Origin of the sequence: Mycobacterium sp., assembly GCF_025933915.1 — a bacterium.
GTDB lineage: Bacteria > Actinomycetota > Actinomycetes > Mycobacteriales > Mycobacteriaceae > Mycobacterium.
The window spans coordinates 22,306-36,785 of the sequence record NZ_JAICZA010000002.1; the positions used below are offsets into that span (position 1 = coordinate 22,306).

Sequence of the window (14,480 nt, forward strand, 5' to 3'; positions counted from 1 at the left end):
CCCACCCGGCGGCCCCCAGGAGGAACGCTTGCGTGCACTAAGGTTAGGATGCCTAGCTGAGCAAACGTTCCGTTGACATTGGTGTCGTCGGCGCTGGTTGGTGAGCTTTGCGGCAAGGCCCGAAGCGGTGGGCGAAAGGCGGTCGGGTGATGAGTAGTCCTCACTCAGGTCCTCGCCCCGGCGTCGTGACCCGCGTCCTGAAGCACGGGTGGATACCGCTGCTGCTGGTGGTCGTTCTGGCGGTCTCGGCGCTGATCGTGTCGCGGCTACACAAGATCTTCGGCTCCGAAGATCTCAACGCAAACGCCGGCCAAGGGATCGAAATCGTGCAGTTCAACCCGAAGGTCGTCGTCTACGAAATCTCCGGCTCCCCGGGCACGACGGCGAACATCAACTACTGGGACGAAAACGCCAACACGCATCAGGTCGACAACGCCCCGCTGCCCTGGTCGACCACGATCTCGACCACGCTGCCGTCGGTGAGCGCCAACATCATGGCGCAGAGCGACGGCAGGACGATCAGCTGCACGATCACCGTGGACGGCGTCGTCCGCGATCGCCAGAACTCCGACGGCCATAACGCCCAGACCTTCTGCCTGGTGAAGTCCGCATGAGCGATGTGAACAACGAGACCGAACGCGTCCTGAGCGCGGCCGACACCGGCCCGATCACAACCCGGGGCCGGTCGATGGCCGACCGCGGCCACCGCCCCTACCTTCCCCATGCGATCCGCATCTTCGCGATACCGATCATTTTGGGCTGGCTGGCCGTCACGGTGTTGGTGAACGTCATCGTTCCCTCGTTGGAAGTCGTCGGCGAGGCGCATTCGGCGCCGATGGCGCCGCTGGACGCTCCGTCGATGAAGGCGATGCTGCGCCTCGGCCATAACTTCCACGAATTCGATTCGAACAGCACTGTGATGATCGTCCTGGAGGGTCAGCACCCCCTCGGCCCGGACGCGCACCAGTACTACGACAAGCTGATTCGGCAACTCCGCCAGGACCCCAAGCACATTCAGCACATCCAGGACTTCTGGGGCGACCGGTTGACGGCCGCGGGCGCTCAGAGCGCCGACGCCAAGGCCGCCTATGTGCAGGTGAACCTCGCCGGTAACCAGGGCACGACGCAGGCGAACGAGTCCGTGGACGCCGTGCGGAAGGTGATCGAGGCGAACAAGGCGCCACCCGGCGTGAAGGCCTACGTCACCGGTCCCGCGGCGCTGTCGGACGACATGCACATCATCGGTAACGCCAGCCTGGCCAAGATCACGCTGTTCACCCTGGGCGCCATCGCGATCATGTTGCTGCTGGTCTACCGGTCCATCGTCACGACATTGATCCAGTTGTTCATGACCTTTGTCGCGCTGGCCTGTTCGCGGGGCGTCGTCGCGGTTCTCGCGTACCACAACGCATTCGGTCTCACCACCTTCGCCGCCAACATCCTCACCATGCTGGCGATCGCCGCCGGAACGGACTACGGCATCTTCCTGGTCGGCCGCTATCAAGAGGCGCTGCGCGAAGGCGAGGATCGAGAAACCGCGTACTACACCACCTTCAAAGGGGTGGCCCCCGTCGTCCTGGGGTCCGGGCTGACTATCGCCGGGGCGACCTACTGCCTGAGTTTCACGCGGCTGCCCTGGTTCAACACCATGGGCGCACCGGTGGCGATCGGCATGCTGGTGGTGGTGGCGGCCGGCCTGACGTTAGGCCCCGCGGTTGTCTTCATCGGCAGCCGCTTCCACCTCTTCGAAACCAAGCGGGCGGCCAAGGGTGGGCGGCTGTGGCGCCGCGTGGGTACCGCCGTAGTGCGTTGGCCCGCACCGGTTTTGGTCGTCAGCGCCGCCGTCGTGTTGGTCGGCATGATCGCCCTACCGAGCTTCCACACGAGCTACAACGACCGCCATTACCTGCCGTTGTCGGCCCCGTCCAATCAAGGGCAAGAGGCCGCGAATCGGCATTTCTCCGAGGCGCGGATGAACCCCGACCTGTTGATGGTCGAATCCGACCATGACATGCGGAACCCGGCCGACATGCTGGTGTTGGACCGAGTGGCCAAGAACGAGATGCGCACGCTCGGCATCGCGATGGTCCAGGACATCACCAGGCCGCTGGGCATTCCGATTCAGCACAGCTCGATTCCGTTCCAGAACAGCGTCCAAAGCCAGACGACGATGCAGAACATGAGCTTCCTCAAGGAGCGCATCGCCGACATCCTGAGGTTGACCGACGACCTGCAGACCCAGATCGACACCACGCAGCGCCAGTACGAGGTGACAAAGGATCTGGCCAAAGCCGCCGACGACAGCGCAAAGACCACGGCGCTCACGTCGGAGATCACCGATTCCGTGCGCGATCACCTCGCGGACTTCGACGACACCTTCCGACCGGTGCGCACCTACTTCTACTGGGAGAAGCACTGCTACGACATTCCGCTGTGCTACGGATTACGGTCCCTGTGGGACACGATGGACGGTTTCGACCAGCTCGCCGAGCAGTTCCACGTGCTCACGGGCGACATCCAGCACACGGCCGACGCAACCCACGAACTGATGACGCTGTTTCCCACGCTGATCGCCACGCTGAAGACCACCCGGGGCATCACGCTGACGCTCTACCAGACGTTCAAGGCGATGATCGACCAGATGGAGGCGATGAGCAACACCGCCATCGTCATGGGCCAAAGCTTCGACACGTCGAAGAACGACGACTTCTTCTATCTCCCGCCGGAGGCCTTCGATAACCCCGATTTCCAGACGGGCCTTCGGATGTTCTTGTCGCCGGACGGTAAGTCGGCGCGGTTCTTCATCACGCACCAGGGTGATCCGATGTCGCCCGAGGGCATCGCCCAGGTCGACGCCGAGCGCACCGCCGCGCAGGAGGCGTTGAAGCAGTCCTCGCTGTCGGATGCCAGGGTGTATCTCGGCGGAACCGCGGCGACGTTCAGGGACATGGCCGACGGCGAGAAATACGACCTGATGATCGCCGTGGTGTCGGCCCTGACGCTGATCTTCATGATCATGCTGCTGCTCACCAGGAGCGTGGTGGCCGCGCTGGTGATCGTCGGCACCGCGGCCAGCTCGATCGCGGCGTCATTCGGTCTGTCCGTGCTGATTTGGCAGGATCTGTTCGGCATCAGAATCCACTGGATAGTGATGGCGCTGTCGGTCATCATCCTGCTGGCCGTCGGATCCGACTACAACCTGCTACTGGTCTCCCGGTTCCGCGAGGAGATCCATCGGGGGCTCAAGACGGGGATCATCCGGTCGATGGCCGGCACCGGCGGCGTGGTGACGGCGGCCGGCCTCGTGTTCGCCTTCACCATGGCATCCATGCTGGGTAGCGATCTGCGGGTGCTCGGTCAGTTCGGGTCGACGGTGTGCATCGGTCTGCTGCTCGACACGCTGATCGTGCGCACGCTGCTGATGCCATCGATCGCCACCTTGCTCGGACGGTGGTTCTGGTGGCCGCAGGTTGTCCACCCGCGCGGCGACAACGCGCGCCGGCCGGTGAGCGCCTAATCCACCGGTGGTTTCGCCACGCTCACCGCGACCGCGCCCGCGCCGACGTGAAGCGCGAGCACCGGCCCCAGCTCGGTGACGATCGCCGGCTCGCACGCCGGCAGCCGCTTGCCCAGCGCCGTCGCCACCTCGGCGGCGCCGTCCGGGTTGTTGACGTGGTGCACCGCCAGGGCGGCCGTGCCGTCGCCGACGGCCTCGCAGACCCGATCGATCATCGCCTCCGTCGCGTGACTGACGGTGCGCACCCGTTGGGCCAGAACAAGTTTCCCGTCGTCGATACGCAGCAACGGTTTGAGCGCCAGCGCGGTGCCCAGCCACGCCGCCGCCCCACCGATGCGCCCGCTGCGGCGCAGGTTGTCGAGTCGATGCACCACGATGAACGCGTGTCCGCGTGCCACGGCCGAGCGCGCGGCGTCCGTGACGGCGTCCAGGTCACCGCCCGCGGCCGCTGCCCGCGCGGCTGCCAGGGCGACGAAGCCGATCCCCATCGCGGCCGATTTGGAGTCGACGACCCGCACGTTGGGATCCAGGTCGGCGGCGGTGCGTTCGGCGGCCCGGCAGGTTCCCGACAGTGCCGACGAAATGTGCACTGCCACCACACCGTCGGCGCCGCTGTCGGCCAACGCCTGCTGGTACACGTCGGCGAGTTCGGCCGGGGTCGCCGCCGCGGTGGTGGCCGCAAGCTGGTGGATGTCGTCCGGAATGTCGTCCACGCCGTCGCGTAGATCGGCCCCGTCGAGCAAGATGTGCAGGGGAACGACACGTATCCCCCACTTTTCGAGTAGGTCGGCCGGCAGCCGCGCCGACGAGTCGGTCACCACCACGACGGTCACGAGCGCCGCTCCTCCTCATCGCTTCGCTCTGCATCGTCGTCGACGCGGGTCACGAGCGCTACCCGCGTGGTTTCTCGTGGGACGCGCCGGCCTGATTGCGCGGCTCCTCCTCATCGCGCTGCGCGCTCTGCATCGTCGCCACGCCGGCCTCGGCGAGCGCCTTGAGCATCAGCTCGGCGACCGCCTGGTGGGCCTCGAAATTCCAGTGAATGCCGTCGGGGTTTCCCCGGCCGCTCATAATCTGTTCTGCGACAGCGGCTTTGAGATCAACCAGGGGTACGTCGTGGTTTTGCGCCCATTCGGTGATCGCGGCCACGGTCGCCGCCCGACCGTGGTGAGCCCTACCGTAGGTGTCGGCGATGTGCACCGACGGCAGCGACGCCACGATCGGGATACCCGGACGGTTGAAATCGATTGCGCCACGCGTCTGTTCGAGATAGTCGGCACTCAGGTGCGGAGGCAGGGCGGGCCTGGCCACCGGGGAGAGCCTGGGCTGCAGCCACCCGTAACCATCGCGGACCCAGCGCCTCAACCCGGGCGGCCGCACATAGCGGATCAGCTCGCGCACCGCGGTGGGCAGCACCGACGGCAGCGAATCCATGCCGCAGGTGGCGAAGATGACGGCGCCCGCCCGCGGTAGCGCCGCCCAGGCCCGCGGGTCCTGGGTTGCCGCCCACCAGACGTCCCGGCACGTCCATCCAATGCGGCCGATCAGCTCCACATCCCAACCCAGCTGGGCGGCAACGATATTCGGCCAGATTCGGGGATCGTCGGCGGGTAGCCCCCCGGTTGGCCCGTAGTAGGCCAGCGAGTCGGCGAAAATCAGCAGTGTGGGCCTGGGCCTCTGTTCAGAGGACATCGTTGGACACCTGTGCCGAGGCGTTCCACACATCCAGCCGCCAGCGGATGCTCTCGAAGTCGTGCCCGTCATCGCCGGAATAGCCGGAAAGCTGCACCCAGCTGGCGTTGCCCATGCCGCCCAAAATCGGCCAGTTGCCGACCGGGAGCTTCAGCAACGCGGCCGAGAGCGCGGCGATCAGCCCTCCGTGGGCCACCAGCACCACCGGGCGATCCGGCCCGTGGGGATCACCCCATTCCCGCTCGCCGGACACCAATTCGGCTACCAACGGCACGCCGCGGGCCGCGACGTCCACCCGACTCTCCCCGCCGTGCGGGGCCCAGGTGGCATCTTCGCGCCAGGCCAGTCGCGCGCCGGGGGCCTGCGCGTCGACCTCGGTGTGGGTCAATCCCTGCCAGTCGCCGAGATGAGTCTCCCGCAGCCGCTGATCCACCCGGACCGCCAGGCCGGTCCGCTCCCCCAGCCTGACCGCCGTGTCGTAGGCGCGATGCAGATCCGACGATACGATCAGCAACGGCTGCACCTTGCCCAGCACCTCGGCGGCCGCGACGGCCTGTGCCCGCCCGAGTTCGCTGAGCTCGGAATCGAGCTGGCCCTGCATCCGGCTGCCGGCGTTGAACTCGGTTTGCCCGTGCCGCAACATGATCAGGCGACGGATCTTCATCGCGGGCTCGAGTCTTCGGAGTTCACGCCGTCCCCGTCAAGGTCCACCGGCACCACCGGGCAGTCACCCCACAGCCGATCCAGGGCATAGAAGTCGCGGTCATCCTGGTGCTGAATGTGAACGACGATGTCGCGATAGTCCAGCAGCGTCCAGCGCCCTTCGCGGGTGCCCTCGCGGCGCGCGGGTTTGTAGCCCGCCTTACGCATTTTCTCCTCGACCTCGTCGACGATGGCATTGACCTGTCGCTCATTGGACGCCGAGGCGATCACGAAGCAGTCGGTGATGGCGAGCTGGGCGGAGACGTCGATGACGACGACGTCGTCGGCGAGCTTCGAGGCGGCGGCGCCGGCGGCCACCGTCGCCATGTCGATGGCTTCCGGGGTGGCGCTCACGGGTGATCCCCTGGGGTCAGGCTTGTTTCGTTCACGGCCACCGCCGGTCCCGCGTCGTCGCGGTAGAGCCGGCGCTTGGAGACGTACTGCACGACGCCGTCGGGCATCAGGTACCACAGCGGCCGGCGCCCCGCCGCGCGCCGACGACAATCGGTCGACGAGATCGCCAGTGCCGGTATCTCGACCAGGGTCAGCGCGTCGTCGGGCAGCTCACCCAGCACGCCGGTGATGTGTTCGCGCCGCAGCTCGTAGCCGGGCCGGCTGACCCCGATAAAGTGCGCCAGCTCGAACAGCGTCTCCCAGCCCTGCCACGACAGGATGGAGGCCAGCGCGTCGGCACCGGTGATGAAGTACAGCTCGGAGTCCGGGTTGAGGGCGTGCAGGTCGCGCAGCGTGTCCTTGGTGTAGGTGGGGCCGGCGCGGTCGATGTCGACCCGGCTGACCGAGAAACGGGGGTTGGACGCCGTGGCGATCACCGTCATCAGATACCGGTCCTCGGCGGCGGAGGGGTGCCGATCCTTCTGCCAGGGCTGACCGCTGGGCACGAACACGACTTGATCGAGGTCGAACAGGTCGGCGACCTCACTGGCGGCAACCAGGTGGCCGTGATGGATGGGGTCGAACGTCCCACCCATCACTCCTAACCTGCGAAGCTGCTTTTGCACGATGTGCCAGCTTACTTGAGCCGGCGATCCGGGCCGATTCCCCAGGTCGCGCCGGCGTGCGCCCCGCGAGCGTGCATAGTTTTACCGCTAGTGCGGCGTGTCGGCGGACAAACACGCACGCTCGCGCGAACCGGCGTCACACCGGCAGCAGCTGGTCGATCACCGTGGCCAACTGCTTGGCGGACCGGCATTCGTGCATCGCGATGACCTCTTGATAGCGCGGCACCGCCGAGTCGCCGCTTCCCCACAGATGCTTGGGCTCGGGGTTCAGCCAGTGCGCGTGCCGGCTGGCGGTCACCATGTGGGACAGCAGCTCGGTCTCCGGATTGCGGTAGTTGGTGCGACCATCCCCCAGCACCAGCAGCGAGGTGCGCGGTGAGAGCACGTTGGGGAATGCCTGCATGAACGACGCAAACGCGTTGCCGTAGTCGGAATGGCCATCGCGACTGAAGACGCCCGACTCCCGGGTAATCCGCTGAATGGCCACGGCGAGGTCGGCTTCCGGGCCGAACATGTGGGTCACTTCGTCGGTGGTGTCGATGAAAGCGAATACGCGAACGCGCGAGAACTGTTGGCGCAGAGCATGTACCAAGAGCAGGGTGAAATGACTGAACCCGGCTACCGAGCCGGAGACATCGCACAGCACCACCAGTTCCGGCCGCGCCGGCCGGGGCTTGGCCAGCACCACGTCGATCGGCACGCCGCCGGTGGACATCGACTTGCGCAGCGTCTTGCGAAGATCGATCGTCCCGGCCCGGGTGCGTCGCCGGCGGGCGGCCAGCCGGGTCGCCAGTGTTCGGGCCAGCGGCGCCACCACTCGGCGCATCTGGCGCAGCTGCTCACCGGAGGCGCGCAGGAATTCAACGTTCTCGGAAAGCTGCGGAATGCCGTACATCTGAACGTGATCGCGGCCCAGCTGCTCCGCGGTGCGTCGTTTGGTCTCGGCGTCGACCATCTTGCGCAACTGGGTTATCCGCTGTGCGGCAAGCGCTTTGGCGATCTCCTCCTGCGTGGGAGTGGGCTCGTCGCCGTACGACGCGAGCAGCCCCGCCAGTAGCTTGCCCTCGAGTTCGTCCAGCGCCATCGCCTTGAGCGCCTGGTAGGACGAGAAGGACGGGCCACGGCTGGAAGTGTATTTCCCGTAGGCCTCCACGATCCTGGCGATCATCGCGACCAGGCGCTCGTCCATGTTGGCGAGATCGGGGTTTTCGGCCAGCAGATCCAGCAGCATCTGGCGCATCGCCTCGACGTCGTCGGGGGGCAAAGCGTTGTCGTCTTGCGGGTCGTTGGCCTCGTCGTCGGTGACCACCACGCGAGCGCCCAACGCCGCCGGGAACCACAGGTCGAACATGGCGTCATACGTCTCGCGGTGATCCGGCCGGCGCAACACGGCGCATGCGATGCCCTCGCGCAGTACCTCGCGGTTGCCCAGGCCCAGGGTTGCCATCACCCGGCCGGCATCCACCGTCTCCGACGGGCCGACCGAAATCCCCGCCCCGCGAAGCGCTTCCACGAAGCCGACCAGGTGACCGGGCAGCCCGTGCGGGGCGAGCGGCCGGGAGGGTCGGATGCGGCGGGCGGCCATGGCGGTCTTCCTAGTTCAGCCGCAGCTCGCCGGTTGCGCGCTGCTGGTCGGATTGATGTTTGAGGACCACGCCCAGGGTGGCGGCGACGACGGCGTCGTCGATGGTGTCCAGGCCCAGCGCGAGCAGTGTGCGGCCCCAGTCGATGGTCTCGGCGATGGACGGGACTTTCTTGAGTTGCATCCCGCGCAACACGCCGATGATGCGAACGAGCTCCTCGGCCAGATGTGCGGGCAGCTCGGGGACCCGCGACAACAGGATGCGGCGTTCCAGGTCGGGACTGGGAAAGTCGATGTGCAGGAACAGGCAGCGACGCTTGAGCGCCTCGGACAGTTCGCGGGTGGCGTTGGAGGTCAGCACCACCAGCGGCGTGCGCTCGGCGGTGATCGTGCCCAGTTCGGGGACGGTCACCGCGAAGTCGGACAACACCTCCAGCAGCAGGCCCTCGATCTCGATGTCGGCCTTGTCGGTTTCGTCGATGAGCAGGACCGTGGGCTCGGTGCGCCGGATGGCGGTCAGCAGCGGACGCTGCAGCAGGAATTCCTCACTGAACACGTCATCTTTGGTCTGATCCCAGTCCCCGTGGCCGGCAGCGTTGCTGGTTTGAATACGAAGTATCTGCTTGGCGTGGTTCCACTCGTAGAGCGCGCGAGCCTCGTCCACCCCCTCGTAGCACTGCAGGCGGACCAGGCCCGACCCGGTCGCCTGGGCGACGGCGCGGGCCAATTCGGTCTTGCCCACGCCGGCAGGGCCTTCCACCAACAACGGCTTGCCCAGCCGGTCGGCCAGGAACACGGCCGTAGCGGTGGCGGTGTCGGGCAGGTAGCCGGTCTCGGCCAACCGCCGCGAGACGTCCTCGATGTCCTCGAACAGCGGCTTTGACCGGGCGGGCACACTCACAATCGGTTCTCCTAAAACACTTTCGAACGGGGTATCAGGCCGGACGAGTCTGGCCGTCTCCCCACGCAATCCATTTGGTCGAGGTCAGTTCGGGCAGCCCCATGGGACCGCGGGCATGCAATTTCTGGGTGGAGATGCCGATTTCGGCGCCGAAACCGAACTGCTCCCCGTCGGTGAAGGCCGTGGACGCGTTCACCATCACCGCGGCCGCGTCGACGCCGTCGGTAAATCGTTGTGCCGCAGCCATATTGGTAGTCACGATGGCCTCGGTGTGGCCGGTGCCGTATTCGTTGATGTGGGCGATCGCGGCGTCGATACCGTCGACCACCGCCACCGCGATGTCCATCGACAAGTACTCGCGCCGCAGGTCGTCCTCGTGCGCATCCTTGGAAAAACCGCCGTGCACCGTCACACCGGCGTTTTGCAGGGCGGTCAGCAGCCGCGGCAGCGCCTCCTCGGCGATGGTGGCGTCGATGAGCAGGGTCTCGGCCGCGTTGCAGACGCTGGGCCGGCGCGTCTTCGAATTCAGCAGGACCCGCTCCGCCACGTCCAAATCGGCGCCGTCGTGTACGTACACGTGACAGTTGCCGACCCCGGTCTCGATGGTAGGCACCTGCGCGTCGCGGACGACCGCGTTGATCAGGTTCGCCCCACCGCGCGGAATCACCACGTCGACCAGGCCGCGGGCCTGGATCAGATGCGTCACCGTGGCGCGGTCGTCCGAGGAAAGCAGCTGAACCGCGTCGGCGGGCAGGTCCTCGCTGACCAGCGAGGCCCGCAACACCTGGACCAGCGCCTGGTTGGACCGAGTCGCCGATGAGCTGCCGCGCAGCAGCACGGCATTGCCGGACTTCAGCGCCAAACCGAACGCGTCGACGGTCACATTGGGCCGGCCCTCGTAGATCATTCCCACGACGCCGAGCGGAACGCGCTGCTGGCGCAGCTGCAGTCCATTCGGCAACGTGTAGCCGCGCAACACCTCCCCGACCGGGTCGGGGAGCCCGGCGACCTGGTGCAGGCCGGCGGCGATGCCCTCAACGCGCTTGGTGTCCAATGCCAATCGGTCGAGCATCGCGGTCGGAGTGCCGGCGGCCCGGGCAGCCTCGACGTCTTCGGCGTTGGCCGACAGGATCAATTCGCCATGGGCGGCAATCGCTTCGGCCGCCGAGCGAAGCGCCTGGTCTTTGGCGACCGTCGGCAACAACGCCAGGACGCGGGAGGCGACGCGGGCGCGGCGGGCGGCGTCGTGCACCTCCCGGCGCAAGTCAGGCTCCCGCTGTTGAGCCGCTCCGCTGCGGAATGGTGCCTGCAGACTCATTGAACCAGGGTATCCGGCCGGGAAAGCCCGGGTGACGCGGCCCGTTCAAGCCCCGATGGCGGCGACCCGCTTCACCCGGCGCTCGCGATCGCCGCTAGCCGACCCGTTCGCCGCGCCGCGCATTGCGCACCTTGCTGCGCCGCTCTTCGAGGATGCGGCCGAAGTTCTGCAGCAGCATCGGTGCACGCATCACCAGATGCTCGATGTGTTCTCGATCGATCACCAAGGCGGTGACCTCTTCCAGGGCATACGCGCTGGCCAGGTTGGGTTGGCGGGTCAGCGCCGTCAGCCCTAGAAATGCTCCCTCGGCCAGGGTGCTGATCGGCAGGATCGTCCCGTCGTCGGCGGTCGCGATGAGCTGCACCCGGCCGGCGACCAAGAACGTCATCGCCGCGGGCACCTGCCCGACGTCCTCCACGATTTCCTCGGCGCCATACCGGACGATCCGCGCCGAGAAGCGCAACGACCGCTGCTCTTCGGTGCTGAGCCGCAGGGCCGGCGCCACCACCGTGTGCAACGCATGCTCCACGCGTTCGACCGTTGAGAAGTCGTCGTCGGCGTCGTCGAGGTGCAAACCCTCCCGTCGCGCCGCGTACCAGGCCCACCGCAGGAACGTGGCCGTCGCGGCGCCGGCGTCAGCGGGCGAGTCCAACCCGATCGCCGTGCGGTAGTCGCCGGCGCCCACGGGCACCGAACGGGGCACGCTGCCGGGCGTGAGCTGCGGTAGCGCACACGCCACCCGCGACAACATCGCGCACACCCGGTCGGGTGCATCGGCGGTCGAGAACGTCGTCGTTATCGCCACTTTGTGCGGCCCGGGCGGCCGACTGAGATTGGTAAACGAGGTGGTGGCCAGCGCCGCGTTCGGCATGATCCGGATTCCGCTGCCGGTGTCGATATGCACTGCACGCCAGTTCACTTCGACCACACGTCCGCGCGCGGTGCCGGTGTCCAGCCAGTCCTCGATCCGGAACGGCTGCTCGAACAGCATGAACAGGCCCGAGACGATCTGGCCGACGGAGTTCTGCAGCATCAGACCGATGACGACCGATGTGACACCCAACGCGGTGAACACGCCGCCGATCCGCACACCCCAGATGTACGACGACATCACCGCCAGCCCGATGCAGATTAACGCTATTCGGGTGACATCGATGAAGATGGTGGGAAGCCTTTTGCGCCAGCTCTTTTCGGGTGCGCCTTCGAACACGGTCGCGTTGAGCCCGGACAGCAGCAACACCACCACCAACAGGCCGAACACGGTGGTCAGGATTCGCACCGGTATGTCGCCGGCCGGAATCCCCGAGGCCTGCACCAGGAGCAGCAACAACGCGGCGAGCGGCAGCAGGTAATTGCGCAGCAGTGCGACCTGCCTGGCCAGCGGGCTTTGCCTGCGCAGCAACGCGTCGTGCAGTTCGGTGAGCAGGATCATCCCGATCGGTAATCCGACCGCGATACCGACCGCCCAGTAGAACCACGTCGAGCCGAAGACGTTCATCAGCGCTCCAGCAACCGGTAGATCGCCTGGTCGGTCCCGCCGACCGAAATCGTGCCCGCCGCGGTGAACTGCCGGACGTCACGCATCGCCTCATACACCTGCGAGCTGACATAGATGCCGGCCTGCGGTGAGCCGCTGTGCATTTGGTAGGCGAGACTCACCGCGCCGCCCCACATGTCATAGACCAGGCCGGACCGGCCCACCAGGCCACTGACGACGTTGCCGGTGTTGACGCCGACGCGAAGGCCCAGCTGGTGGCTGCCCTGGCTGTTGAACCGATCGATGATGCGACCGATTTCGAGGGCGAAGTCAACGGCGCGGTGGATGCTGTCCAGCCGGGGGGTGACGACCCCGCAGCTGGCGAGATACCCGTTGTGGAACGTGCGGATGCGTTCGACGCCAAGGGATTCGGCGGCCGAATCAAACTGCCGGAAGAGTTCGTCGACGGTGCCGACCAATTCGGCTTCCGGCATCTCGGTGAAGAGTTCGTCGAGGCCGACGATGTCGGCGTAGATGATGGCGACGTCCTGATGTCTTTGGGCGATGGTTTCCTCGCCATCGCGATAACGTTGCAGGACCGACTCGGGCATCAACGCCAGCATCAGGCGGTCGTTCTCGCGACGCTGCTCGTTGAGCAGCTCTTCCTTGATGGCGAGGTTTCGGCTCATCTCATTGAAGGCCGCTGTGAGATCGCCGAATTCGTCGCGTGTCCGCACCGGGATGTTGATGTCGTAGTCGCCGGAACTGATCTTGCGGGTGCCCTCCTCGAGGCGCCGGACCGGGCGTACCGCCGCCTGGGCCACGAACATCGAGGCCACACAGATGGCGAAAATCATTGCCGTGACCGCAATGACGAGGTTCTTACTGAAGCGGCCCAGCCGCGCAAAAGCATCGGAGTTGTCGCGGGTGGCCAGGATCGACCAGTGCAGATCGGAGTTGGGTATGTTCAACGGGGCGTAGGCTTCCAATTCTCTGTTGCCCGTGTAATCGGTGGCGCTGATGACGCCGGTCTCCCCACGTTGCGCAGCGCGCAGTCCAGCCGTCGGAACCGGCTGCACCAACGTGGTGCCACCCAGGCGAAGCGCCCGGTCCACAACGTCGGGCGGGGTGCCGGCCTCGATGGCCTCGTGCCGATATTGCTTCGGGTCTTCGATGAATACCCTTGAATCGGAACGCATCAAGTCGTCCGGACCCGCCAGATAGGTCTCGGTGGCCGGTCCCATCCCCGCGGCATCCCAATGTTTGTTGGCGGTCATGATCGTGTTGATCTTCCCGACCGGCACCGGCAGGGCCATGACCCCTTCGAATTTTCCGTTCATGCCGACCGGCGACACCACCCAGGCCGTGGGGGTGTCGAGTTGCGGCTGATACTGCTGGAAGTCGGTGATCCAGACGAAGTCGACATCGTTGGACGCCATGGCTTTTTGGTAGGCACCGCGCAGGTTGGATCCGCGATACGGGCCGGTGAGGATGTTGGTGCCCAGATCTGGGCCCTTCATGACGCTGTAAACGACGTTGCCCTGCATGTCCAGCAGGAGCGCATCCCGGTAATCGAACCGGGTGACGATGCCGCGCATGAAAAAGTCGAAGTGGGCGTTGGCGGCCGACCACGCGCTGCCGTCGCCGGCGTCCTCGGCGGGCGGCGAATCAGCGGTGGGCCTGGGCGCCGCGGTGTAGTACGCCTGAAGGTATTTCTGTGCGTTGGAACTCGGCAACACGGCCTTGAGATCGATCGCGCTACCGGTGACCTTTTTGATCGGTTTGATCATGTCGTTTTCGTAGTAATTGACCAGCGTCTGCTCTTGGGCGGGCGTGATGTTCGCATTGGCCAATTGAGCAAAGGCGGTGGTGAGGTTCGCCGTTGCTTCGTTGATACCGAAACCGCCGCTCTGCACGATCAGTGAATTCGTCAGCTCCCTGAACAGTGCCTGCACCGCCCGCTTCTGGGACTCGCGCATCTCGATCAGCCGTTCGGATTCGACTTGGCGCAACGCGGTGCGGCCGGACACGGCTCCGATGAGGCCGATCACCGCGACGCCCAAGATGCTCGAAAGGAGCATAGTGATCAGGATTTTGGATTGAATGCCGAACCGGAACCGGCTGCGCCGCGTACGGGTACGCATTGCGGACTGGTGAGCCGGGGCGGGGTCGCTGTGGGGTGCGGCATCGGTTAGCTCGCTCGTCGTCAATTGCCTGCCCCTCTTCTCGGGATCCAGCGCCCCTAGCAGACTAGCGTGCGAATACCGAGATA

Annotated in this window: 12 protein-coding genes; 2 read left to right on the forward strand and 10 right to left on the reverse strand. The window is 66.1% G+C overall.

Annotation, left to right across the window (positions count from 1 at the left end; genetic code table 11):
• The first annotated feature begins 149 nt into the window (after positions 1-149).
• Together Q0W90_RS00370 and Q0W90_RS00375 are read left to right on the forward strand one after the other, a co-directional pair.
• Positions 150-614: an MmpS family transport accessory protein gene (locus tag Q0W90_RS00370; RefSeq protein ID WP_297772582.1), complete on the forward strand. Its 465-nt coding sequence runs from the start codon at positions 150-152 to the stop codon at positions 612-614.
• A complete protein-coding gene (locus tag Q0W90_RS00375; protein WP_297597737.1) occupies positions 611-3,517 on the forward strand; it encodes an MMPL family transporter in 2,907 nt (968 codons plus the stop codon). Before Q0W90_RS00370 ends, Q0W90_RS00375 begins: the two co-directional genes overlap by 4 nt.
• On the opposite strand, the gene Q0W90_RS00380 is transcribed toward Q0W90_RS00375, so the two are convergent.
• The 10 genes from Q0W90_RS00380 to Q0W90_RS00425 form a co-directional block, all read right to left on the reverse strand.
• Positions 3,514-4,350 carry a DegV family protein gene (locus tag Q0W90_RS00380; protein WP_297772584.1) on the reverse strand — a complete coding sequence of 279 codons (837 nt, stop codon included), beginning with the start codon at positions 4,348-4,350 and terminating at the stop codon, positions 3,514-3,516. The genes Q0W90_RS00375 and Q0W90_RS00380 overlap by 4 nt on opposite strands.
• Positions 4,351-4,408: 58 nt before the next feature.
• Positions 4,409-5,209 (reverse strand): diglucosylglycerate octanoyltransferase, encoded by an 801-nt coding sequence (gene octT, locus Q0W90_RS00385; protein WP_297595354.1) that lies wholly within the window; start codon positions 5,207-5,209, stop codon positions 4,409-4,411.
• A complete protein-coding gene (gpgP, locus tag Q0W90_RS00390) occupies positions 5,199-5,873 on the reverse strand; it encodes a glucosyl-3-phosphoglycerate phosphatase (protein ID WP_297772586.1) in 675 nt (224 codons plus the stop codon). Before gpgP ends, octT begins: the two co-directional genes overlap by 11 nt.
• Entirely contained in the window at positions 5,870-6,265 is a 396-nt protein-coding gene (rsfS, locus tag Q0W90_RS00395) for a ribosome silencing factor (protein WP_297595358.1), read from the reverse strand. Before rsfS ends, gpgP begins: the two co-directional genes overlap by 4 nt.
• Positions 6,262-6,930, reverse strand: coding sequence for a nicotinate-nucleotide adenylyltransferase (gene nadD, locus Q0W90_RS00400; protein WP_297595359.1), 669 nt, complete (start codon positions 6,928-6,930; stop codon positions 6,262-6,264). Before nadD ends, rsfS begins: the two co-directional genes overlap by 4 nt.
• Before the next feature lie 136 nt (positions 6,931-7,066).
• Positions 7,067-8,515: a VWA domain-containing protein gene (locus Q0W90_RS00405; protein ID WP_297595360.1), complete on the reverse strand. Its 1,449-nt coding sequence runs from the start codon at positions 8,513-8,515 to the stop codon at positions 7,067-7,069.
• Positions 8,516-8,525: 10 nt separating this feature from the next.
• Positions 8,526-9,413 (reverse strand): MoxR family ATPase, encoded by an 888-nt coding sequence (locus tag Q0W90_RS00410; RefSeq protein WP_297595361.1) that lies wholly within the window; start codon positions 9,411-9,413, stop codon positions 8,526-8,528.
• 34 nt (positions 9,414-9,447) lie between these two features.
• Positions 9,448-10,731, reverse strand: a complete 1,284-nt coding sequence (locus Q0W90_RS00415) for a glutamate-5-semialdehyde dehydrogenase (protein WP_297595362.1) — start codon at positions 10,729-10,731, stop codon at positions 9,448-9,450.
• Between the two features lie 94 nt (positions 10,732-10,825).
• Positions 10,826-12,229, reverse strand: a complete 1,404-nt coding sequence (locus Q0W90_RS00420; protein ID WP_297595363.1) for a mechanosensitive ion channel family protein — start codon at positions 12,227-12,229, stop codon at positions 10,826-10,828.
• Positions 12,229-14,418: an adenylate/guanylate cyclase domain-containing protein gene (locus Q0W90_RS00425; protein ID WP_297595364.1), complete on the reverse strand. Its 2,190-nt coding sequence runs from the start codon at positions 14,416-14,418 to the stop codon at positions 12,229-12,231. Before Q0W90_RS00425 ends, Q0W90_RS00420 begins: the two co-directional genes overlap by 1 nt.
• Between the last annotated feature and the right edge of the window lie 62 nt (positions 14,419-14,480).